The organism is Psychrobacter sp. 1176_08, assembly GCF_052850615.1.
Window position 1 is genome coordinate 79,521 of sequence record NZ_VXCU01000004.1, and the last position, 24,903, is coordinate 104,423.

The 24,903-nt window shown below is 45.9% G+C and carries 18 protein-coding genes; 3 read left to right on the forward strand and 15 right to left on the reverse strand.

Going from position 1 to position 24,903, the window contains the following annotated elements; all coding sequences use genetic code 11:
- Positions 1-101 precede the first annotated feature (101 nt).
- The 3 genes from FW759_RS06345 to FW759_RS06355 form a co-directional block, all read right to left on the reverse strand.
- On the reverse strand, positions 102-1,115 hold the full coding sequence (locus FW759_RS06345) for a cell division protein ZipA C-terminal FtsZ-binding domain-containing protein (protein WP_446442476.1): 1,014 nt from the start codon (positions 1,113-1,115) through the stop codon (positions 102-104).
- A 324-nt stretch (positions 1,116-1,439) separates the two neighbouring features.
- On the reverse strand, positions 1,440-5,405 hold the full coding sequence (locus FW759_RS06350; RefSeq protein WP_446442477.1) for an AAA family ATPase: 3,966 nt from the start codon (positions 5,403-5,405) through the stop codon (positions 1,440-1,442).
- A 66-nt stretch (positions 5,406-5,471) separates the two neighbouring features.
- Positions 5,472-6,413: a hypothetical protein gene (locus FW759_RS06355; protein ID WP_446442478.1), complete on the reverse strand. Its 942-nt coding sequence runs from the start codon at positions 6,411-6,413 to the stop codon at positions 5,472-5,474.
- A 206-nt stretch (positions 6,414-6,619) separates the two neighbouring features.
- Here FW759_RS06355 and FW759_RS06360 point away from each other — a divergent pair, with 206 nt between their 5' ends.
- Positions 6,620-7,618 (forward strand): biotin--[acetyl-CoA-carboxylase] ligase, encoded by a 999-nt coding sequence (locus FW759_RS06360; protein ID WP_443571534.1) that lies wholly within the window; start codon positions 6,620-6,622, stop codon positions 7,616-7,618.
- Positions 7,619-7,691: 73 nt separating this feature from the next.
- Positions 7,692-8,420, forward strand: coding sequence for a pantothenate kinase (locus tag FW759_RS06365; RefSeq protein ID WP_062843788.1), 729 nt, complete (start codon positions 7,692-7,694; stop codon positions 8,418-8,420).
- A gap of 80 nt (positions 8,421-8,500) precedes the next feature.
- On the opposite strand, the gene FW759_RS06370 is transcribed toward FW759_RS06365, so the two are convergent.
- From FW759_RS06370 to FW759_RS06425, 12 genes are all read right to left on the reverse strand, one after another.
- Positions 8,501-8,968: an energy transducer TonB gene (locus tag FW759_RS06370; protein ID WP_062843787.1), complete on the reverse strand. Its 468-nt coding sequence runs from the start codon at positions 8,966-8,968 to the stop codon at positions 8,501-8,503.
- A 184-nt stretch (positions 8,969-9,152) separates the two neighbouring features.
- Positions 9,153-10,340, reverse strand: coding sequence for an isovaleryl-CoA dehydrogenase (locus tag FW759_RS06375; RefSeq protein ID WP_062843786.1), 1,188 nt, complete (start codon positions 10,338-10,340; stop codon positions 9,153-9,155).
- A gap of 208 nt (positions 10,341-10,548) precedes the next feature.
- Positions 10,549-11,469, reverse strand: coding sequence for a hydroxymethylglutaryl-CoA lyase (locus FW759_RS06380; protein ID WP_446442479.1), 921 nt, complete (start codon positions 11,467-11,469; stop codon positions 10,549-10,551).
- A 13-nt stretch (positions 11,470-11,482) separates the two neighbouring features.
- Positions 11,483-13,618 carry an acetyl/propionyl/methylcrotonyl-CoA carboxylase subunit alpha gene (locus FW759_RS06385; protein ID WP_446442480.1) on the reverse strand — a complete coding sequence of 712 codons (2,136 nt, stop codon included), beginning with the start codon at positions 13,616-13,618 and terminating at the stop codon, positions 11,483-11,485.
- Positions 13,619-13,717: 99 nt separating this feature from the next.
- Positions 13,718-14,527, reverse strand: coding sequence for an enoyl-CoA hydratase/isomerase family protein (locus FW759_RS06390; protein WP_446442481.1), 810 nt, complete (start codon positions 14,525-14,527; stop codon positions 13,718-13,720).
- 182 nt (positions 14,528-14,709) lie between these two features.
- Entirely contained in the window at positions 14,710-16,320 is a 1,611-nt protein-coding gene (locus FW759_RS06395) for a carboxyl transferase domain-containing protein (protein ID WP_446442482.1), read from the reverse strand.
- A gap of 134 nt (positions 16,321-16,454) precedes the next feature.
- A complete protein-coding gene (locus tag FW759_RS06400) occupies positions 16,455-18,212 on the reverse strand; it encodes an AMP-binding protein (RefSeq protein WP_446442483.1) in 1,758 nt (585 codons plus the stop codon).
- Positions 18,213-18,526: 314 nt separating this feature from the next.
- Positions 18,527-19,765, reverse strand: coding sequence for an FAD-dependent oxidoreductase (locus FW759_RS06405; RefSeq protein WP_446442484.1), 1,239 nt, complete (start codon positions 19,763-19,765; stop codon positions 18,527-18,529).
- Between the two features lie 330 nt (positions 19,766-20,095).
- On the reverse strand, positions 20,096-20,815 hold the full coding sequence (locus tag FW759_RS06410) for an amino acid ABC transporter ATP-binding protein (RefSeq protein WP_446442619.1): 720 nt from the start codon (positions 20,813-20,815) through the stop codon (positions 20,096-20,098).
- A 178-nt stretch (positions 20,816-20,993) separates the two neighbouring features.
- Positions 20,994-21,665 (reverse strand): ABC transporter permease subunit, encoded by a 672-nt coding sequence (locus FW759_RS06415; RefSeq protein WP_062843779.1) that lies wholly within the window; start codon positions 21,663-21,665, stop codon positions 20,994-20,996.
- Positions 21,662-22,408, reverse strand: a complete 747-nt coding sequence (locus FW759_RS06420) for an amino acid ABC transporter permease (protein WP_446442485.1) — start codon at positions 22,406-22,408, stop codon at positions 21,662-21,664. The genes FW759_RS06415 and FW759_RS06420 overlap by 4 nt, the downstream gene beginning before the upstream one ends.
- A gap of 95 nt (positions 22,409-22,503) precedes the next feature.
- Complete coding sequence (locus FW759_RS06425; RefSeq protein ID WP_095569131.1) at positions 22,504-23,487, reverse strand: glutamate/aspartate ABC transporter substrate-binding protein; 984 nt, start codon at positions 23,485-23,487, stop codon at positions 22,504-22,506.
- A 386-nt stretch (positions 23,488-23,873) separates the two neighbouring features.
- Between FW759_RS06425 and hslO the strand changes: the two genes are divergently transcribed.
- On the forward strand, positions 23,874-24,854 hold the full coding sequence (gene hslO, locus FW759_RS06430) for an Hsp33 family molecular chaperone HslO (RefSeq protein ID WP_443529155.1): 981 nt from the start codon (positions 23,874-23,876) through the stop codon (positions 24,852-24,854).
- The last annotated feature ends 49 nt before the right edge of the window (positions 24,855-24,903 follow it).

The following is a 24,903-nucleotide window of genomic DNA, read 5'->3' on the forward strand; positions in this document are numbered from 1 at the left end:
AAATGAAAACCCATTAAAAAAGGCAAATAACGTCAGTCGCTATTTGCCTTTTTAAAACTTATAACCACTTTTAGATGCTGATTAGCTTAGCCTTTAAGCGCTTAGCCTTCATAGTCACGAACTTGGTTACGCAGCTGCTGTTTATACTCTGGCGTGATTGGTTCGTTTTCTTCATCCAGCATGATGGCATCCAAATCGCTTGCCATCATATAGGCAATGCTCATCATACTATCAAAACTACGCAGGGCTTGCGGATGCGGCAACGATAAAAACACCACCACACCGTTATAGTTGTTGGTCGCAACACTATGCGGATCAAAAGGCGCAATACCATCATCCGTGATACCCATCATACTGAACCACAACATGCCAGTACCGTCTTTTTGCTCATAACGATGGAACATGTTCATCGCGCCATAGCGTAGACCGTATTTATCAATCAAGGCTAATAGATCACGACCACGAATGAAAGAGACAGGACGATCACGATACTGATGTGGCAAAATCGTGATATTGATGTTGTCTTTGGCATTAATCAAGGGGCCATTTTGTGCTTCATCGACTGGCTCTGACAGATGCTGATCAAGGATAGGACTGTTGTTATCGAAGCTTGGCTCATCTGCTGTATCAATCGCTGGCATCAGACTGTCAGTCGCCGACATCAAGCTTGAAAAGGCATCAGGCTCTTGTTCGACATTCATTTGCTCAGCTGTTTCGGCAAACTCTACATTGTCGGTACGCTGCTCTTCATCTTGCCAGCGAGCGTAATCGGTATTTTCTACCATATCGTTATCATGACTCACATTATTACGTCCAGCTGTTAGCTGCGCATCAACGTTGGTATGTGAATGAGTCAACGGCTCTTCTTCGACCACTGCATTTAAATAACTGCGGTCAGGACCAATGCTCGTCTCGCCAGCGACCGCATCATCCAAATCTGGCTGGTCGATAAGATTGCGCTCATGACGCGGTATGATAGGAATACCGTTTTTATCATAATCGACCGCTGCAACTTCAGCTTCTTTGCGACGCTTGAAGCTACGAATGACCATAAATAGCCCTGCAAGCACGATAAATGCAGCAATGGCAATCAATATAAACTGAATAGCGGTCATGAGAAATACATCCTAATATATGACAAAAGGGAATACATAAGAGGGGATAAATGGCAATAGTCTAGCATGGCTAATTCATATCGTCACCATATAGTCATCGTTTATCGTCAGCCCGATACACTTGTATGACGTTGTTATCCGAGCCTTAATGTATCGTTGGCAGCACTGTATAGTGAATTCAGTATAAAAGTGATACAACGCGGCTGGAATGAGTTTTTTGCAGACTCTGTCTGCGTAGGCACAGCAAGCAAGAAAAATTCATACCAGTTCCGCGTCGAACTATAATGGTTCTGTTTTATTTAGAATCGACTATATTTATTGCTTTTATTCAGAAATATAGCGTTCGGCCTCATCAAGCGACACGCTGACCAAAGTCGAAATACCAGCGCTTGGCATGGTGACGCCTTTTAATTCATGGGCAATCTGCATCGTCAGCTTATTGTGACTGATAAAGATAAATTGCAAATCATCGGCCAGCTCATGAATCAAACTGGTAAAGCGGGCGACGTTGGCATCATCAAGTGGCGCATCGACTTCATCGAGCACGCAGAATGGCGCAGGATGTTGCTTAAAAATCGCAAAAATCAAACTCAGGGCGGTCAGGGTTTTTTCACCGCCCGATAGCACCGCCAAACGACTGTTACGTTTACCTTTTGGCTGTGCCATGAGCGTCAGCCCTGCTCGCCACTGCTCTGCTTTGTGTTTGTCCGCAGGAATGTTGGCTGGCATGTCATCAACGCTCAAGGTTAGGCTTGCTTGTCCGCCGCCAAAGACTTTGGCAAACAAATTGGCCAGCTCTTGATTGACCGCATCGAGCGTCTGCATAAATAGCGTCTTGGTCGTCTCATCAATCGAGGCAATCGCTTGAGTCAAGGTTTCCATACTTGCCGCAATATCTGTGGTCTGTTGCTCAAGTGGTTCTAAGCGCTCGTTGACTTCTGCCAGTTCTGCCATCGCCGCCAGATTGACTGCGCCAATTTTGCCTAATTGCTGTTCAAGCTTGGTTCGTTCTTTTTCAAGATCAGCGATTTTATCTGGACGTACACGGCGATCATGCGCGATGAAATCCGCCAGTAAGTTTGAAACACTCATTCGTTGCTGCGGCTGCAAGTTTGACGCCGCTTTATACTTATTACTTACCTCATAAAATGCAGTGAGAGCGTCTTGCGTCTGCTGACTGACATCTTCCAAACGCGCCGCGCTCAATGCCAGTTCGGTAGCGTACTGTGCAAGTGCACTTTGCTGTTTTTGCAATGTGTCTTGCTGCGCCTCAAGCTGCGTTTGCTGCTGAGCATACTCTGTCTTAAGTGCTGCCAATGTCGTTTCGCGCTCTAGCAGTATGGCTTGCTGCTCATCACGCGCGGTCTGCGCGGTTTGTAATGCCGCTTGCAAGGCAGGCAGTTTATTTTGCTGCTGATCGTAACTAACTTTGAGACCTTGCTCGCTTTGTCGTGATTTGTCATAGTGCTCGGTCGCCCGCACCAAACTGCTGGCGCTATGCTCCAAACGCATCTCGCTTTGCTGAATACGTAGCTGCAACGCTTGCCATGCATCCTCATCTGCTTGCCGCGCGCGCGCAAGCTCACTGCGCTCAGCTTGTAATTGCTGACTGGTTACTCGTGCCTCTAGTATCTTGGGTGTCAGCGCTGCAATCTCGCTGTCAATATTCTGCTGCTCATGATGAAGTGTTTGCTGCTCTTGCTCCAATTCTTGCTGCTCTTGTTCGAGAGCCGCTTTGTCGATAATCAGACGCTTGCTGTCCGCCTGTAGGCGCTCAAGACTGGCTTGCTGAGTGGTGAGCTGCTGCTGATATTGATGTTTATCACGGGTTAGCTCAGCTGATTGTGCACGCGCTTCTTCTACATGGATGCTCAAAGCATCATGATCACACTGGTTTTTAGCAATAGTTTTTTTCTGATCTTCTATGGTCGTCTCAAGCTCATTAAGCAACTCTTCTAACGCTTGTAAGCGCGTACGCTGCTGCAAACGCTGGGTTAAGAACTGACTGTTACTTCCCTCTTGCGTGCCAGCAAATTTGCTAAGGTTAATCGTTCCTTGACGACTGACTATCCATCCGTCAGCAGTGAGCAAAATAGCGGACGCTGGTAGCGCTTTTAAGACCGTTACTAGCGCCTCTGATGTTTGCTCATCATTTGAGTCAATCGATGCAGTATACAAATAACAGTACTGCCACAGCGCCAAGGTGGGCTGCACAATCAATTGTGATAAAGGCCACACTTTGTCAGTCAGTGCTTCTGGTAATGTCTCGGACAAGGGACTGCTCAACGTGTCTACTTGACGTGCGCTATCTTCACTTTGCTTAGCAGTCTCTAGCCATAAGCTATGACTCGTTTCCAATGCTGACTTACCTTTTGTATCAGCATTCTGGTTTTGTCCAGCTTGATACGTCAGCAAGTCGCTCACATGAGGCGTGAGCGCCTGCCATAAACTATCCGCTTGTTGAGAATCATCGTTATCATAATTAACACTTGAATGATGAGTCTTATGAGTGATAAGCACATGACTGTCTAACCATAGCGACAATATGCTATCAAGCAGCGATGCATACGCTTGCCCTGTGGCGCTCAGCTCAATCTGCTCACGTACTGTGGTTATGTCTAGTTCGCTATAACGACCAGCAGCACGATTAGCAACCTTGGTTGTTGAGTCCGTCGTTGGTATGGCTTTTTGCTGAGCGCTTGGTACTGGTTTGGGATGCAGTATCTGATGCAGCGTATCGTACTCACCTGCCAACAATGCATGACGTTTTTCATGCTCACTCAATTCACGCTGCTGTGCGATTAGGCGTTGTTGTATGTTGTGCGCTTGTGGCTGTAATTCAGACAGACGCTCATCCACGCTGTCTTGCTGCCGCTCGATCTGCTGCAATCGTTTATTGAGCTCACTAACTTGCGTCTCTAACGCCTGACTTAAGACTTGGGTATCTAACGACTCTTGGGCATTTACATTATCGGACGGCGAGACAGACTGTTGCAGTTGTTGCCATAACTGCTGCCAATTTGACTGGCGACGTTGCCATTTATCATAACTTTGCTGATAGCGTTTTTGTGATTGGGCGTTAATCGCTTGCTGTTGCTCAAGCGCGCGCGCATTGTCTTGTAAGCGGTTTAATTGGTTTTGTGCTTCATGCCAAGCGCGCTGCAATGGCTGCTCATTGCGTTTATGAGTATCGCGTTTTTGTGTCAGTTGGGTAAGCTGTGGGCGCAGGGCTTCTACTGTCGTTTGCTGCTCAGTTTGCTCAGCTTTTAGTCTATCTCTCTCACTCAACGCCTGCTCGCGCTGCTGATCCAAGCTAGTCAACTGCTGCTTGATAGCTGTCAGCTGTGAGGTTACATCGCTTAGTTGATGCTCGGACTTTTGATGAGCGAGCTGCTGCTCATAGTGGGCACTCTGCGCATCGTCCTTCAGCCATTGTTCTTGGTTGATATGCGCGCCAAGCTTGTCTTGTTTGGCTTTTAGCGCCTCATAGCTGGCTTGTAAGGTGGTAACGTCGGCAGCGCTACGCTCGTGAGCGAGTTTTTGCTGCTGCTGGTTATGTTTAGCTTGATAGAGCTGCTGAATGGAGAGCTGCTGCTTAATATCTGCAAGCGTCAAGGCCATCTCTTCATAGCGCTGAGCATTGGCTGCTTGCTTAGACAGTGTCTTTTGTTGGCGTACCAGCTCGCTTTGCATATCGTGCAGTCGGGCTAAGTTTTCTTGGGTTTTCTCTAGCTTTTTTTGTGTCTCTTCACGGCGCGCTTGATAACGCGAAACCCCTGCCGCCTCTTCAATAAACTCGCGTAGCTGCATGGGACTGGACTCAACAATACGCCCAATCATGCCTTGCTCAATGACCGCATAACTGCGCGCGCCAAGTCCCGTACCCAAGAACACATCAACCACGTCACGGCGGCGACAGCGCGTCCCGTTGATGAAGTAATCTGAGCGTCCTTCCAAGTTTACCTGACGACGGACGGACAGCTCTTGATAGAGATTGAACTCATGACGAATGCCGTTTTGCTCATCTTGCGTGTGTTCAAAGGTCAGCTCAACGCTGGCCACACTTTTGGCGGCTTTGTCTTGAGTACCTGCAAAGATGACATCACTCATCGCGCCGCCACGTAGCTGTTTGGCAGAGGTTTCACCCAGCACCCAGCGAATGGCATCAATCACGTTGGATTTGCCGCAGCCGTTTGGCCCGACAATGGCGGTGATACCATGACGGAAAGTGAAAGTCGTTGGGTTGGCAAAAGACTTAAAGCCTGCCAGTTTTAGGGATTTTAAACGCATGAAGGATCAATAAACTTAGCGAAAACAGGCGGCTATTCTACCTGAAATTGTCATGAGTTTTTAGGGTTAACGTGATAAGTGCATAAACGATTTTGATTGCAGGCTTTGATTGAATCCTTGCAGCAGTTTTTGTTCGACTTGGCAGAGACTGTTTTCTGCTAAATAGCGATTGTTAAACTCAATCAACGACTGCCACGTGATACTGGCCACTTCTAAACAATCAACGATATCTAGCAGCTCTTGTCTTAATAAATACTGATACTTTTTGGGTCTTTTGTGGCATAGCGCAAGCTCTCGGTCTACCAAGCGTTGCTTATTGCTCTCTAACGCGCTACCACCAATAAATAACAATAAAAACTTGGCGTCTTTATCGATAAAACCTTTTTCGACCAAGTGCTCGTACATCAAGCAGTACTTTAAGAGTTGATCGGGGTTTTTTCTGCCATTGAATTTTAATTCATTGGCGACCAGTAGATTCGATTGATGGTTATAGGCCAAGTTGTCCATATACATGGCTTTTAGCTCGGTACTGGCTTCAAAAATCCCGCTATTACCATGTGTCGACCACGATCCGCCTTGCTCAAAGCACATAAATTGCCCGTAAAACTGATCGAGATAGTTGTCGCTACACAGACTCAAAAAAATATCGAGCTCTTTATTCAGATACTCTTCAGAAAAAAACATGACTCGGCGTACGGCTTCGCGAGCATTACAAATGCCCATCGTTTGCTTTGAGTACGTCTCTAATTGCTCAGACTCACTCATTTTATGGTTCAGCTTTTTATTGATGATGCTTTCTATTTCTTCTAACTCTTTATCTTTTAGCTCAGGCGCCGTCGCCCATTCAATGATTTGGCGTACATATTGTTTTTTGCTCACACCAAGAATCCGCTGCGGCTCCCACACCAAAAACTCTACCATGTTAGATAGCCCCATCGTCCACGGCATCGACTCTTTTAAATGGCTCATTGAACCAAAAACACGGCGATATTTTTCTGTCGCTTTCATACTGATAATGATTCCAGTTTAATTTTGAAGTTTTTACCAAGATTTTTTTACCACAACCACTGGCGCGCACTCAAGATGATTTATATTTGCCAAATGGTAAACTGACCTTTATGCTATCTACTTTATACTGTTCACTCATGACAATTTGACAACCGCTCAGTATACCAAAGTTTCCTCATACTACCGCCATCACATCGACCAAATTTATGCCATTATCTGCCCCTCAATCTCACTGTTTATCCGTACCCGAGTCACTTACGCTTGATCATTTGCCAGAGCTTAACCACCGACATCTTGTAATCAGCGGCTCGACCAACAGCGAGCTTATCGATGCTCTGCAAACTGGTGCATTAAATACTGCCAAAATGCATCTATTGACCGCAGAAACGCAAAGCTCAGGTCGTGGTCAACATGGACGCTCATGGCAATCACCACATGGCAATGTCTATCTGTCTTTGTATCATCCGATGCCCATGCCAATCAGTGGTTTGCTGTCCTTAATTATTGGGGTTGAACTGGCAAAAATGCCCGTTATTCAAACGCTAAATGAGCAATTGCGCGCACAAGGCTTGGCGACCATTGGTGTAAAATGGGCCAATGATTTAGGCTTTTATCAACTTTCTGATAAGCCTCAAAACCACTCTCGACAGCAAGATCAATCCACTCTGGGTGACTCTAAACCCACCGGACAAACACTCCCTTTTAATAAGCTAGCAGGTATTTTAATAGAGCCCGTCACGCAATCTGGCAAACTGGTGGGCGTCGTGATGGGCATCGGTCTCAATGTCAAAGCTGCGCCCAAACTGACAGCACAAACGTCTGAGGGAATGAGTTATAAGGCTATTAGCTTGCAAGATATCTGCGAGTGCTTACCCCCAAACGCGGTGACGCTACCAAGTTTGCGCGTGCTTTATCAGCAGATGAGTAAGGCATTGATGGCAGCAATGACACGCTTTGAGCATTTGGCATTAGAGAAGCCCACTGGTCACACCTATTATTTAGACAGTTTTTTAGAGCAATTTAGTTCGATGGATGTGCTGGCTGGCCTGCGCTTACGCGTCACTCAAGACCATAGTAATGAAGCACAAACAATGACTGGTTTTGCTTGCGGTATCGATACACATGGGTGTTTGCAATTACGCCAAGATGACGGTAAGATTTCTGCGCTTTTTACCGGACGCATCGACGTTATTCATCAGGTTTAAACCACCTATTTCATGAGCACTCACGTGAGTCACATATCTATTGATCATGGCGTCACTATATAAAGGGATTTTTATGCTCTGGCTTGATCTTGGGAACACTCGTCTTAAATATTGGCTCACTGATGACATTGGGCAGATAGTGGCGCATGATGCCAAACAGCATTTGCAAGCCCCTGCCGAATTATTGATGGGTCTGACCGATCGCTTCGAGCGCTATGCCCCTGATTTTATTGGCATCTCCTCTGTGCTGGGTGACGATCTGAATATGAAGGTGTCAGATACGTTAGGCCGTCTAAATACGCCGTTTGAATTTGTCCACGTCGATGCAGCACACCCACTGATGAAAAGTGCCTATAACGATAAGCAGCTGGGCTGTGATCGCTGGCTACAAATGCTGGGCGCCGTCGATAAGAAAAAACGCCAATGTATCATCGGTTGTGGCACCGCAGTGACGATTGATTTGATTGATCATGCGGAGCATTTGGGCGGTTATATCTTCCCCAGTATTTACCTACAACGTGAGTCGTTGTTTTCAGGCACCAAGCAAATCACCATCTCTAATGGGACGTTTGATAGCGTCGGTCAAGGGATAACCACACAGGATGCCGTTCATCGCGGAATACTCTTATCCATTGTTGGTGCCATCAATGAGATCAGCCATCGTCATCCAAACTTTGAGCTGATTATGACCGGCGGTGATGCATCTATCATTGCCCAGCACATCAATCGGCCAGTACGATTGCGTGATGACTTGTTGTTAAATGGGTTGGCGCGTTATTTTGATCATACCAAGCAGTCTTAGTATTCAATAGACACTTTTAGATTGAAAATAAAAAAAGCAGTACGTGTGAGGCGTACTGCTTTTTTATTATTGTTTAAGCTTTAGTAATACTCAAAAATTATCGGAACAGCGACGCTACCTGCTACTGTTTTGCTATCTTTTCTAAATGGTTTTAAAAGACTGCGGCGTAATTCTCTCATAAACTCACTATCAATTTTATCGGAGCCACTACTCTTCAATACGGTAATGTTTTCGATTTTGCCTTCTTTGTTTACCTTTAATAAGAACTCCATTTCAACACGTTTGCTTTTGCAAGGTTCCTCTGGATTACAATGACCTCCTAAGTTGCGAATGTGACGACTATCAAACCTTGGTTGATGTACCCACTTCGCATCAGAAGTTGCAAACTGAATGACGGGTTGCGATGGTGACATGTCTTCTAACTCAGCATTTGCGCTGTGTGTCGCAAATATACTCAGTACAAGCAGTACCCTTGTCAGCGTAGAAATAGTAGTTAATCGAAGGTTAGTTTTTAAGGGTGTTTTGAGCGAGGTAGTAGTCGGCATCATAAGCAGTGTCTTATAAACATGGCAGATAAAAAAGGCTAAGAGGCAGTTTTATTAATCGATCATTGTTAATCAAAAAATAAAACCGCACCTTAGCACAATTGTTTATTATTAACCAGCCATTACCTTAAAGTAGTATGGTTAGCCAAATTTAGAAAGTCACCTATTAGAATCTTATATCTTTATACTACTTGGTCTCATTAAACAGCTCACGACCGACCAGCATACGGCGAATTTCGCTGGTACCCGCGCCAATCTCGTACAGCTTGGCATCACGCCAAAAACGTCCAAGCGGATACTCGTTGGTATAGCCATTACCGCCAAATATCTGAATACCCTCGCCCGCCATCCATGTGGCTTTTTCGGCGCACCATAAGATCACGCTAGCACAATCTTTGCGCACTTCTCGACTGTGACCAGCACCACGCGCATCCAGCATATCAAGGTTTTTACCTACCGTATATAAGAAGCTGCGACCTGCTTGCAGGATGGTATACATGTCAGCGACTTTGCCTTGGATAAGTTGGAACTCTCCAATCGCTTGACCAAATTGCTTACGGTCGTGGATATAAGGAACGACATTATCCATCACCGCTTGCATGATGCCGATAGGACCTGCGGCCAATACGGCACGCTCATAATCTAGCCCGCTCATGAGTACCTTGACGCCTTCATTGAGCCCACCCAAAACGTTTTCACTTGGGACTTCAACGTTGTTAAAGGTCATCTCACCTGTATGGCTACCGCGCATGCCGAGCTTGTCTAGCTTTTGCGCGGTACCAAAGCCTTCCATGCCTTTTTCGACGATTAAAGCGGTCATGCCTTTGGCACCAAGCTCAGGATTGGTCTTGGCATAGACCACCATCACATCGGCATCAGGGCCGTTGGTGATCCACATTTTGCTGCCGTTCAATATGTAGCTGCCGTCTTTTTCTTCGGCTTTGAGCTTCATACTGACGACATCGGAGCCTGCGCCCGTTTCACTCATCGCCAGCGCCCCGATGAACTCACCACTGATGAGCTTTGGTAAATATTTTTGTTTTTGTGACTCAGAGCCATTACGTTTGATCTGATTGATACACAAGTTAGAATGCGCGCCATAGCTTAAGGCGACAGAGGCGGACGCACGGCTGATTTCTTCCATTGCTACCATGTGGGCGACATAACCCATATTAGAGCCGCCATACTCTTCAGGAACGGTGATGCCATGTAGACCTAAATCGCCCATTTTTTGCCACAGATCCATTGGAAACTCATCACTACTATCAATCTCACTGGCACGCGGCGCAATTTCATTGGCGGCAAACTGCTGGACGACGTCACGTAATGCATCAATATCTTCGCCAAGCTGAAAATTCAATCCGGGTAAACTCATAACCATTCCTTGTTTTTTGATATTTTATTTTTGATAAAGTTGATTCTGTTCAAGATGAAAATTGCATCTATTTCAAGCAAACGTTATTAGTAAGGCTGGGATGAATTTTTCGACGCCTCTGTCTGCAACGGCTCAGCAAGCGAGAAGAATTCATCCCAGCTACCAAAAAAATGATAGCGTTTGCCTTTTATTTAGTGTCACTTATTTGCTAAGACTGACGCTTATTGATTAAAGCATGGGCGACGTTTGAGCCATTGGCGCGACCTAAGAACGCACTGATACGCTCGCCCGCGATCACCAATTTTTCCAAATCAATTCCCGTACTGATACCCATACCATGCAGCATATACACCACATCTTCGGTCGCAACGTTACCTGTGGCACCTTTAGCATATGGACAGCCGCCCAGTCCAGCGACGGAGGTATCAAACTCACTGACGCCCATTTGTAACGCTGCTAAGGTATTACTGAGTGCCTGACCGTAAGTATCATGAAAGTGCCCAGACAACATCGCAATATCAGCATACTCTAACGCTGCTTGTAACGCTCGCTGCACCTTGAGCGGTGTACCAACACCAATCGTATCAGCAATACCGATTTGCTCTGAACCAATCTCCACTAAGCGTTTAGTCACATACGCCACTTGGCTCGGATCAATCTCGCCTTCATAAGGACAACCGACCGTACAAGAGATGACGCCGCGTACTTTGATACCTTGAGCTTTTGCCGCCGCAGCAACGGGCGCAAAACGTTCAATGCTTTCATCGATACTACAGTTGATGTTTTTTTGGCTAAAGGTTTCACTGGCGGAGCCAAAAATAACGATTTCATCAGGACGATGTACGATGGCATTGTCAAAACCGCGCATGTTAGGCACCAGTACTGAATAACATATATCTGACTGTCTGCTAGGCGCCAGCGCTTCTAACAGCGCGCCATTGTCGCCCATTTGTGGCACCCACTTTGGAGACACAAAACTGGTCGCTTCAAGCTTTTTGATACCAGCGTCAATTAAGTCAGTAATCAATGCTTGTTTGACGGCTGTCGGTACGATCATGGATTCGTTTTGTAAGCCATCACGTGGGCTGACATCGACGATTGAAACATGATCTGGGTACGAGATATTCATTTTTTCATCCTTTTTACTGACTGTCGCTACTATCACTACCACTGTCGATGCGCAACAACTCATCACCATCGGCGACCAAATCGCCCGCTACAAATAACAGCTCTGCCACCACGCCATCTGTCGGTGCAGTGATGGTATGTTCGATTTTCATGGCTTCGATGACGGCAAGCGGTTCGCCTTTTTTAACCGCATCTCCAACCGCGACTTTAAAAGCCACCACTTGTCCCGGCATCGGTGATTTTAAGCTGCCAACGGCTGCCGTCTCCTCACCCACATGCGCCATGATATCAATCAGTGTGATCTCATCACGGCCACCATCTGTAAATACATAGACCGTCTCATTATTCACCCAGCTCTGCGCACTGATACGAGCACCCTCTAACCACAAGGTATGAGTGTGAACATCATGACTGTCATAGCTCACTTGCCCTTTGTAGATAGGGTTTTCTGACACCCCTGTACTTATGGTTTGAGTATCTATATTGCTGTCGATATTGGTTTTCTCAATGGTAAGATCGAAACTACTGAGCGCTTTTGTGCCTTTTTTGCTATCTGCGCAGTCCGCATTATGCCAGTTGCTGATACGAGCAAGGTATGACTGTTCATCGTAGATTAGGCTAAATGAGCGGCTATAATCGCTATAAGCACGAAAGCCTGTCGCTTTACTAAATGGATCGTTGTTTGTCTTTTGCATTGCAGCTTCACTGGCAAGCTGCTGCGCAATCGCCGTCACCACCAACGTCGATAAACTTACAGGATGCTGATCAAAAAGTACGTCATGCTCACGCTCAATCAGTGCGGTATCCAGATTGGCTTTGCTGAACGAGTCGGTATTTAAAATATAGCGTAAAAATGCCACGTTGTTTGGCAAACCAACGATACGCATCTGCGCCAATGCGCGGTCGAGCTTCGCCAGTGCTTGTGCACGCGTAGGTGCATGTACGATTAACTTGGCAATCATAGAGTCGTAGAACGGACTGATAACATCACCCTCGCGTACCCCATCATCGATACGCACGTCAGCGCCGCTTTTATTAAAGGCAAAGGTGCTGTGATCAGGTTTTTGATACGTAAACAAGGTACCCGTCGCTGGCAAAAAGTTATTGTCAGGGTTTTCAGCGCAAATACGTGCTTCAATCGCATGACCGTTGATCGCCAGCTCGTCTTGTTTTTTGGGTAAAGGCTGACCTGATGCGACCAATAATTGCCACTCAACCAAATCGACCCCCGTAATGGCTTCGCTGACAGGATGCTCCACTTGCAAGCGCGTATTCATCTCCATAAAGTAAAAATTCATAGCACCCGCGCGCTGCTCAACAATGAATTCAACCGTGCCTGCGCCCACATAGTCAACCGCACGTGCCGCTTCAATTGCCGCTGTCCCCATCGCTTCACGCATTGCCGCATCAACCCCAGGGGCTGGCGCTTCTTCTAGCACTTTTTGATGGCGACGCTGCACGGAGCAATCACGCTCAAACAGATGCACATAATTGCCATGCGTATCACCAAACACTTGGATTTCGATATGACGTGGTTTTAGGGCATACTTTTCGATCAATACTTGATCATTACCAAAGCTGGTAATGGCTTCACGGCGACAAGAATCTAGCAAATCAATAAAATCATGGCTTTGCTCAACGATGCGCATGCCTTTACCGCCGCCACCAGCGCTTGCTTTAATCAAGACAGGATAACCAATACTGTCCGCTTGCTCTCGCAAAAACGTGGCATCTTGATTATCACCATGATAGCCCGGTATCAAAGGCACACCAGCAGCTTCCATCAAACGCTTGGATTCAGATTTACCGCCCATCGCACGGATGGCATCGGCAGATGGCCCGATAAAGACCAAGCCAGCATTTTGGCAAGCTTGAGCAAAGTCGGCATTTTCGCTTAAAAATCCATAACCAGGATGAATGACCTCAGCGCCCGTTTCCTTAGCAATCGCAATGATGGCATCGCCTTTAAGATAGCTGTCTTTGGGTGCTGAACCGCCTAGATAAACCGCTTCATCACACACCGCCACGTGCTTGGCTGTACGGTCCGCATCAGAATAAACAGCGACGGTTTGAATACCCAGACGTTTGGCAGTGGCAGCCACTCGGCAAGCAATTTCACCACGATTGGCGATTAGAATTTTAGAAAACATAACGATCCCTGTGTCTTGTCATTTTTATTGATTATAGGTACTAAGCGTAGCGGCGCATGGTCACATCTATCTGTTTTAAACTTTTTGTTGTCCAGTTTGTTATTCAGGTACTGTCAGCCAATCAGGCTTACGCTTTTGCAAAAATGCTTGTACGCCTTCCTTACCTTGTGTTGATGCGCGGATATCAGCAATTCCTTTGACAGTATCCGCAATCAAGTCATCCGTGATAGGCGCGCCTGCTATATCATGCAATAAGCGTTTGCAGGTTTTGACCGCATCGGGACTGTTTTTGACTATTTTGGCACACAGCGTCGCCACTTCATCTTTTAGCCATTCTTCACTCACACGCTTATGGATAAAACCAAGCTGACGCGCTTTTTTGGCATCGAATACTTCGGCACTTAGGAAATAACGCTGAGCGGCTCTAGCACCCATCGCTCTGATAACATAAGGGCTGATGGTGGCAGGCGCTAGTCCTAAACGCACTTCACTGAGACAAAAATTGGCAATTTTAACCGCGATGGCGATATCACAAACGGCGACCAAGCCCATGCCACCGGCATACACATCACCTTGAATGGATGCAATCGTGGGTTTAGGACATTGATAAATGGTCTTGAGCATTTGCGCCAATTTGTCCGCATCTGCTAAGTTCTCTTCATGGCTGTAATCTGCCATCGCGCGCATCCAATTCAGATCGGCACCGGCACAAAACACCTTGCCAGCCGCCGCTAATACAATGACTCGCACCTCATCATTAGCACCCAAATGAGTAAACACATCGTTTAGCTCGGCAATCATGTCATCATTAAAGGCGTTACGTATTTCAGGACGATTTAACGTCACCGTCGCCACATGCTGCTCGATAGTAACTAGTAAACTTTTATAATTATTTGTCTCTTTTTGCATAACTCTCTCTTTTTTTCGCGCTGTTATTGTATTTTGATAAAATCCTAGGGCTAAGAGATTCTATTGCTCAGCCCTATCTGTCGACCACATGCCACTATAAGCGTAAATTTTGACTTCTTGATGACGGATAAGATTAATCACTGACATTGCCAATCGTGATTTTTAGGCAAGCCTTTACACAGCTACATTCTAAAAACACCAAAAGTCGTCTCTTCTATCGGTGCGTTATACGCCGCGCTTAGTCCTAACGCCAGTACATTACGGGTGTCAGCAGGGTCAATCACGCCATCATCCCAAAGGCGTGCGGTAGCATAATAGGGATGACCTTGTTTTTCGTACATCTCACGAATCGGTGCTTTAAAGGCAGCTTCGTCCTCGTCACTCCACGCCTCGCCTTTACGATCGAAGTTATCACGCTTGACCGTTGCCAACACCGACGCTGCTTGCTCGCCGCCCATCACAGAGATACGAGCATTTGGCCACATCCATAAGAAACGCGGACTATAAGCACGACCACACATACCATAGTTGCCAGCCCCAAACGAGCCACCGACGATAACGGTGAATTTTGGCACTTTGGCATTGGCAACCGCCATGACCATTTTGGCACCGTGGCGGGCAATGCCTTCGTTTTCGTATTTGCGACCGACCATAAAGCCTGTGATATTTTGCAAAAAGATTAAAGGAATTTTGCGTTTGCAACACAGCTCAATAAAGTGCGTGCCTTTTTGTGCAGACTCACTAAATAAGATGCCGTTGTTGGCAATAATGCCGACTGGCATACCTTCAATATGGGCAAAGCCACAGACTAAAGTTGTCCCAAAGCGTGCTTTGAATTCATCAAAAGCGCTATCATCAACGATACGGGCGATGATTTCTCTGATATCAAATGGCTTGCGCTTGTCTGTGGGAATGATGCCGTACAGCTCTTTGGTATCAAAACGCGGTGGACGAGGTGTGATTTGATTCGGTATGTTTTTGGCAGGACGATTGAGATGACTGACGATATTACGAGCAATCGATAAGGCATGCGTATCGTTTTGTGCCAAATGATCGACCACGCCCGACAGACGAGTATGGACATCACCGCCGCCTAGATCTTCTGCTGTAACCTCTTCACCTGTGGCAGCTTTGACCAGTGGCGGCCCACCCAAAAAGATAGTCCCTTGGTCTTTGACAATAATAGACTCATCACTCATCGCTGGCACATACGCCCCGCCAGCAGTGCAACTGCCCATCACCACTGCAATCTGCGGAATACCTGCGGCACTGAGATTGGCTTGATTAAAAAAGATACGGCCAAAATGCTCTTTATCCGGAAACACGTCATCTTGATTGGGCAAATTGGCACCGCCCGAATCGACTAAATACACGCAAGGCAAATGGTTTTCTTGCGCGATTTCTTGCGCGCGTAGATGCTTTTTGACGGTCATTGGGTAATACGTGCCGCCTTTTACCGTGGCATCATTACAGACGATCATACACTCGACGCCATTGATACGGCCAATACCGGCAATGACGCCTGCCGCTGGGATATCTTCACCATACATGTCGTGCGCTGCCATTGGCGCCACTTCTAAAAATGGCGTACCGACGTCAAGCAGACGCTCGACACGCTCGCGAGGTAAGAGCTTGCCTCTTGCTAAATGTTTGGCGCGTGCACGCTCTGATCCGCCCTGAGCAACTTTGCGCAGGTGCACATATAAGTCGTCAACGATCGCTTGCATGGCGGCACTGTTTTGCTGAAATTCAGTAGCATTTGGACTCAGTTTACTGGTGATAATAGCGCTCATGATATCCCTTTTTCTTTGATACATAGATACGTAAATGCGAGTGGCTTTTTGTATGAATGACGCCAACTGCTATTTTTAAGTATTACTCACATAGTTCATCTTTAGTGTTTTAGCGTTGATAAGTAAGAGTAAGCTTACAACAAACCCAACTCTTCTTTCATTTGCTCAATGATTTTATATTTCTGAATCTTGCCTGTGATGGTCATGGGATATTCCGTCACGAACCGATAGTAGGTAGGCACTTTATAATGGGCAATGTGCTCACGACAGAATTGACGCACTTCTTCCTCAGTCAGACTGTCTGGCTCTTTTGCAATAATCCATGCCGCCAATACTTCACCATAACGCTTGTCCGGTACGCCAACGATTTGTACGTCACGAATTTTGGGATGGCGGTATAGATAGTTTTCAATTTCTACTGGATAGATATTTTCTCCGCCGCGAATGACCATGTCTTTGCTACGACCAACGATTTTGACATAGCCTTCTTCATCCATCGTTGCCAAATCCCCTGTCAGCATCCAGCCATCTTTAATGGCTTCGCGCGTCTTAAAACGACTGCCCCAATAGCCCTTCATCACCGAATACCCTCGGGTGAGTAGCTCGCCTGTCTCGCCAAGCGGTACAATGTCACCTGTCTCAGTATCGACGACTTTTACCTCAAGCGCTGGCTGCACCAATCCAACAGTCGATACTTGCTTCTCAAGTGGTGTGTGTTCATTGGTTTGACAAGACACCGGACTGGTCTCAGTCATGCCATAAGCGATCGTCACCTCGCTCATGTGCATCTTATCGATGACGCGGCGCATGACTTCAATCGGACAGCTAGAACCTGCCATGATGCCTGTGCGCAAGGTCGATAAATCAAAATTTTCAAATTCAGGATGATCAAGTTCCGCAATAAACATCGTTGGCACACCATGCAAGCCCGTGCATTTTTCGTTTTCGACTGCTTGCAAGACAGATAACGGCTCAAAACCGTCGTTTGGATAAACGATGCAGCCACCATGTGTGAGAATGGCGAGATTACCAAGTACCATACCAAAACAATGATATAAAGGAACGGGTATGCAGAGTCTGTCTTCTTCAGTGAGATTCATGGCCTCACCGATAAAGTAACCGTTATTTAAGATATTGCGATGGCTGAGCGTTGCCCCTTTTGGCGTACCTGTCGTCCCACTGGTGAACTGTACATTAATAGCGTCAGTGTTTTTAAGCTGTGCTTGACGCGCCGCCACTCTTGGGTCGTTGGCATCGCCTTCACGCATCCACGCCGAGAACTTTTGCATAAAGCCAAACTCTTCGTCGCTTTCTGGCTCATCAATCCAAATAATACGCTCAATCGTTGGAATCTCAACCAAATCAAGCTGCGTATAATCTTTATGATAAATCTCAGGGCACAGCTCTCGAATCAAGCTGGCATAATCACTGCTTTTGAAATGGCGCATGAGCACAAGCGCCGAGCAGCCCAGTTTATTCAGCGCGTATTGCAACTCAAAGGTACGATAGGCAGGATTGATATTGACTAAGATAACGCCGACTTTGGCAGTCGCAAGTTGCATCAATAGCCATTCAGCATTGTTATGTGACCAAATACCGATACGATCACCAATCTCAAGTCCCATCTCAATCATGCTGCTGGCCAATTGATTGACTTGTTGTTGTAGCTCTCGATAGGTCCAACGAATATTTTGATGGCACGATACCAGTGCTTCACGCTCAGGATATTTGAAGACAATGGCGTCAAAAAAGTCGCCAATGGTCGCTTCAATCAGCGGTACATCAGGGCCTTTATCATAACTTTGAGTAAGCGGGGCATTGGCTGAGCGCGCGCCCATATTAATACTAGGGATAGTATTGAGGATGTTTTCAAAATCAGGGGTTTGAGTCATAACGAGTCCTTTCGTTTTACTTTTATGGTACTTATCAATAGCTTAAAATAAATCACTCTTCCTTGAACAGCTCTTACATAACGTCAATTACTATACCGCCATAAACGAAAGACTGTCAATAATATCAATACAAAATGTATCATTTAATTGAGTTGTCAAATTATAGCGTTTATTAAAGATACCATAAAAACATGACGAATATTTGACACAAAAAAGCCAGTCATACTATTTCAGTATGACTGGCTTAGTCGTTAGAGACAACGATCAAATAACTGTCTCATTGAGCTTCATGCTTTTGAATATGATGACTGCCTTTACGCGCTGGGTGTTGCTGGTGCTTTGATAGTCACGGTGGCGCTAACGTCATTATTATCATTAAACAATTCCATGACTAGCTCATCATCGCTTTCGCTCTTAACTTGCCAATTGCCATTCGCCTGCGGTACACCGGTTGCCATGACAGAGATGGCCTTGTTTTTTAGGCGTATCATGGGTGGTTTATGATCATAGCCACCATGTTCTAGACCTAAGATATCATCAGCAATAGTCGCCGCCTGCGCACGCAATGGTGCGACGTAGCGACAAGCAACCCCATTGATCGACATGCAATCGCCAATGGCATAAATATTGTCGGTATGGGTACGTAATGTGGGTGCATCAACCACGATACCGGTACGGCGATCGAACTCAACGCCTGCAGCGGTTGGTAATTTATCATCAACGGTCAAACCAGTACTGGCAATCACATGGTCAACTACCACTGTTTGAGCCGATGAGTCATTATTGCCGTCTGAAAATGATGCTATCGGCTCATAGCTGACTTGTAGCTTACCGATACTCTCATGAGCCTCGTCGCCATTACTGATACGGCGGACGCCAGACACCTGATAACCACCCAAAAAGTTAATGCCCTGTGATTGCACCGCTTTGGCGATACGAGCCGTCGCTTTCGCTGGTAGCATTTGCGAGAGTGGCGCGTCATTTAGGTCAATCAAGGTTACCTGATGACCTGCCTTGAGTAAGTCTTCGGCAATCTCAGTACCGACCATGCCAGCGCCCACAATGGCCACATGCTGACTACCAGTCGCAAGCTTTTCTTGCAGCTGCCCAAAGCGCTCAATATGGTTGACGTGCCAGACCAAATCCTCTGGTAAGCTTTTTGGGAAAATGGGATGGGCACCCATTGCCAGCACCATTTTATCATAGCCAAGAGAGGTCGGTGCGCCTGTCGAATCGGTCGTATCAAGCTGTATGGTTTGCGCCACAGGATCAATATCGACAACATGAGTATTGGCCAGTAATGTGACTTGCGCCGCCTCTGCCGCATCAGTGCCAGTCGCCCGTACCAAGTCTGAGGCGCGTTTGTTTTGGCTAATTGCCATCGTAAGCATGGGTTTATGATAACGATCACCACTATCAGTCGTGACCAACGTGATTGGAATATCTTTATCTTTTGCACGAATGGCGTCGATGACATGCCAACCTGCCAAGCCTGCTCCGATAATGACGACACCATTGTCTGATGATGTTACCGATAGGGTTTCTGCGTTCATAGTAGCTCCAGTATCAATAAGGGATTATTTTAATTATCAAAAATCATGGCAGCCATTGTACCAGTAAACAGACATGCACTCACCTCAACAGTGAGAGGTACTAATTGCAAATAGTCAATCACACAAAAAAGCGCCTATAAATAGACGCTTTTATGAGTTATTTTATAAATAAGATTGAAAAAACAAGATGTATGAGTTAATAACCAGTGCCGCTGGTATAAACTTTCCTTGCTTGCTGTCAACGCAGAGGCTACGCAAAGTTCATCCCAGCAGCACTGTATTCTTTAAACGAAATCAAATGCTCTTTAACTAAAATGTTAAAACTATATTTTAATGATTGAGAATCTTCGATAAGAACATCTGCGCACGCTCACTTTTTGCACCTTCAAAGAACTCATCTTTACTACAGTTTTCGACGATATTGCCCTCATCCATAAAGATGATTCGGTTGGCTACCTGACTGGCGAAACCCATTTCATGAGTCACACACATCATGGTCATGCCATCACGAGTCAGCTCCACCATGACATCAAGTACTTCCTGAATCATTTCAGGATCAAGCGCCGACGTTGGTTCGTCGAACAGCATCGCTACTGGATCCATTGCAAGCGCTCGAGCGATTGCCACACGTTGCTGCTGGCCACCAGACAGCTCCGCTGGATATTTGGCAGCTTGTACCGTCAGACCGACACGATCTAGATACGCCATTGCCTTTTGCTTGGCTTCAGACTCTTTGCGTCCCAATACCTTGATCTGCGCCACTGTCAAATTATCGATAATGGTCAAATGCGGAAACAACTCAAAATGCTGAAACACCATCCCAACGCGGCTACGCAATTGGGGCAAATTGGTTTTTGAGTCACCGACAGAGATGCCATTGACCATGATTTTACCTTTTTGAAAAGGTTCAAGTCCGTTGGCTGTCTTAATCAGAGTTGATTTACCACTACCCGATGGGCCGCAAACAACCACCACATCGCCTTTATGAACGTGGGCGGTACAGTCTTTTAGTACTTGGAAATCGCCATACCATTTGCTGACTTCACTCATTTGAATGACTATCTCGTCACTCGCATGACCATTATTGGTGACCAGTCCACCAAAAGCGTTTATATACGTATCAGCATTACTCATCACTGGCTCCTAACCACATTATTTTTGATAATTGTTATTGATAGTCGCTACTCAATAAAAGTGTTAACACGAAAAAGCTGGTACAAAAACGGTCTTAAAATCTTAACCGTTTTTGTAGCTGCTGTACGCCAATAGACGCACTCAAACTGATGATGAAGTAAATCGCGCCAGCGCCTAAGATATAAGGCGTGAGCAGTCCCATTAATTCGCCGCGAACATAGGCTGCGCGGAAAAAGTCCGTCAGGCCAATGGCAAATACCAGTGTCGTGTCTTGGAATAAAATAATACATTGCTGCAAAATCAATGGCAGCATTTTTCGAAACGCTTGTGGCAAAATTACCAGACGCATGGTCTGACCATAAGTCATGCCAAGCGCTTTTGCAGCATTGACCTGCCCGCTACCAATCGACTGAATACCTGCTCGTACCACTTCTGAGAAGTAAGCAGCCTCAAACATCATAAAGGCCACCACACAAGACGCAAAAGCGGCATCAAGTTGCAGATATTTGCCAGCTATCCAAAAATAAATCATCGGTACGGCAAAATAAAACCAGAGCAACACCAGCAGCAGCGGCACTGAACGGAAATAGTTGACGTACAATTTTGCAGGTATCTCAAGGGCTTTGATACCAGACAAACGCATCAATGCCAGTATTGTTCCTAAACTGATACCACCAATAATGGCCAACACCAGCACTTTCAAGGTGGTCATCATGCCGCCCATCAGGCCGGGATAAGCGGTTGCCAATTCGGTCATCATATTCATTTGCGACCTCCTGCAATCAGTCCAGGTACGCGCAGTTTACGTTCAATGAAACCCATAATTGCAATCAAAGACAGATTGAATACCAAATAGATAATTGTCGCGTACGTATAGATCTCAATACTATTTTGAGTATATTCACTGATGGTTTTGGTTTGACTGATCAGCTCCATGACCCCAACCAGCGACGCAACGGACGCGTTTTTAAAGCAGTTGGTCAACTCAGAGCTAAGCGGCGGCAAAATAATACGAAAGGCTTGCGGTAATAACACTTCTTTATAAACTTGTGAGACATTAAAGCCAAGTGCATAAGCGGCATTGACCTGTCCTTTCGGCAATGATTCGATACCAGTACGCACCTGTTCGACAATACGAGCAGCAGTAAATAAACCAAGACCAATACTCGCCGACAACATAGCGGATGTATTTGGCGATAAGTCTTTATACCACCAATCTTGAATCGCAGGTGTCAGCCATCCAGGGGCAATATAAAACCAAAAAAACAGTTGAACAAGCAAGGGAATATTACGAAAAAATGTCACATAAGCCGTACCGATTGCACGAGCTGTCTTGTTGGGTAAGGTGCGCATGATGCCAAAGATGGTACCCACAACCATGGCGATAGCCCATGCGATACTGCCAATCAACAACAACCAGCCAAGACCGGTAATTATCCAGTGGATATACAGCTCATTACCGATGCCAGCTTGCTCAAAGAGCACACCCCAGTTCCAGCTATAATTCATGATTGTCTCTCCGAGCAACGATTAAAAAGCTCACGTATCAGCTTGACGATGATGTCAGGCAAATACGTAAGCAACGCTATAGTGAAAGACAAAAATTATTGCGCGGTCGCAGCTTTTGGCTGAGCACCGTCATGAGGATTGGCAATCAAAGCTTTTAAGTTGTCTGACATCTCAAAGTTTAGATTGACGTTTTTTGGTGGGACTGGGTTTAAGAACCACTTATCATAGATACTATTGATCTCGCCTGAGCTAAAGACATTGTTCAGCGCTTCATCGACCACTGCTTTAAATTCAGGATCATCTTTACGCATCATACAACCATAGATCTCAAATGATTGCGGCTCACCCACGATAACCCACTGATCTGGATTTTTTGCTTTGGCTTTTTCGCCAGCCAATAGCACATCATCCATCATAAAGGCATCGGCACGGCCATTTTCTAGCATTAAGAATGCTTCGCCATGATCTTTTGCTGAGATGATATTCATATCCATTTTGTTATCATCATTGTACTGACGGATATAACGCTCTGATGTTGTACCGGCTGTGGTGACCAAAGTTTTGCCTTTTAGATCAGCAAAATCTTTAATGCCTGAATCTTTACTGGTCAGTAGACGCGTACCAATTTCGAAGAAACCATTCGAGAATGCCACCTGTTTTTGGCGCTCTTCATTGTTGGTGGTAGAACCACACTCAAAATCTACCGTGCCATTTTGTACCAATGGAATACGGGTTTGTGATGTGATTAGGTTATAGCGGATTTTTAGATCTGGCATATCAAGCTTTTGCTTAACGGCTTCGACCACTTTCATTTCTAAGTCATGCGCGTAGCCGATAGGTTGATTAGGATCATCAGCAATATAAGAAAAAGGAATAGAAGAGTCACGGTGACCAACAACGATAGTGCCTGAATCTTTGATTTTTTGGAGCGTACCGTTGGTGTTTGCTGCAGGTTCTGTTGTTGTGGCGTCATCAGCTGGCGCTGTCTCAGTAGCAGTCTGATTGCTGTTATTACAACCCACTAGGCCTAGTGCCATAAAGGCAGCCAACGTCAACGGTTTGGAGAATAAATAGCTCATGAAACACATCCTTTTATCACATTACACAATATTGAATGAGTGCTTTGACGACACAGGTCGTAGACATCGACCCTATTGCCACGCATCCCTGTGGTTGTTGCTAGTATTTATCACAATGCAACTTAATGTTACTGTACAACAAATTCACAGGTGTAGGGAAGTTTTTTTTATTGAGACTATTATTTTGTGGCTCGTGCGCTATTTATCTTTCTATATTCAAATAAAGTGTGTCTGATGCCGTCTTATACCCTCTGTTATTTATAAGAAAATGCGCTTATTTGTGCTGTATAAATCGCTTAAAACAGTAACTCAATCTAAAAAAGCCAATTGATAAATCAGGATGAATCCCCATAAAGCTAACAACTTCTTAATACTATAACTGACCTATGACACAAGATACTCAAGTCCCTAATACAGACAGCCAAACCACTGGCCACCATAGCGACAATGACGTACGTCAACGTTTCTTTATCGAGGATTCGCCAGTGCGCGGTGATGTGGTGCGCCTATCACGAAGCTACGCGAGCACCATTTCTCAAAAGCCTTATCCTGAAGCCATCAAACGCTTATTAGGCGAGATGCTGACGGCAGCAAGTTTGCTCATTAGTACGGTTAAAATAAACGGCCGCTTGTCGATTCAGCTGCAATCATCAGACAGCGACAGCCTGCTCAATTGGGCGATGGCAGAATGCGATCAAGACGGCATCATTCGCGCGCTTGCCAGCTGGAAGGGCGAGACGGACGAGCAAGTGCAGGCATGGGAAAACATGACCCACGCCAAAGAAGCATTTGCAGAGCTTGGTGCACCCGGTCAGGGCGTATTGTTTATCAATATCCAACCTGAAGGTGGCGAGCCATATCAAGGTATCGTTGAGCGCAGTCATGACAATTTGGCAGATTGCTTGGCACATTATCAGAAACAATCGGCGCAGATTCCAACCTTGATTAACTTGGCCTCTGATGGCTTACAAGCGGGCGGCATATTGGTACAGATGTTACCTCGTACGGCAGAAGAGACGTATGAAGTTGAGCAAAACGAAGACGCTGGTATCGATGATGATTTGTGGATACGTCTGAGTGTGTTGACACGAACGCTTAAAGCAGAAGAGCTGACCACGCTTGATGCCAACGAAATTTTGTATCGCTTGTACCATGAAGAAAGTGTCGTCGCGCCGGACCCTGTGTCGTTATCTTTTGGTTGTACTTGCTCACGCGAAAAATGCGAAATGGCAATTGAGCAAATCGGCGAAGCGGAAGCGCTTGAGATCGTTGAAGAGCAAGGCGGTACGTTTGAGATGGACTGCGGATTCTGCGGTGAAGTCTATAAGTTTGATAAAGACGATGTGGCAGCGATATTTGCTGAGTAGTTTTTTATCACTATACATCAGTCTTTGTAAAAGAACCCTCAAGTGTAAT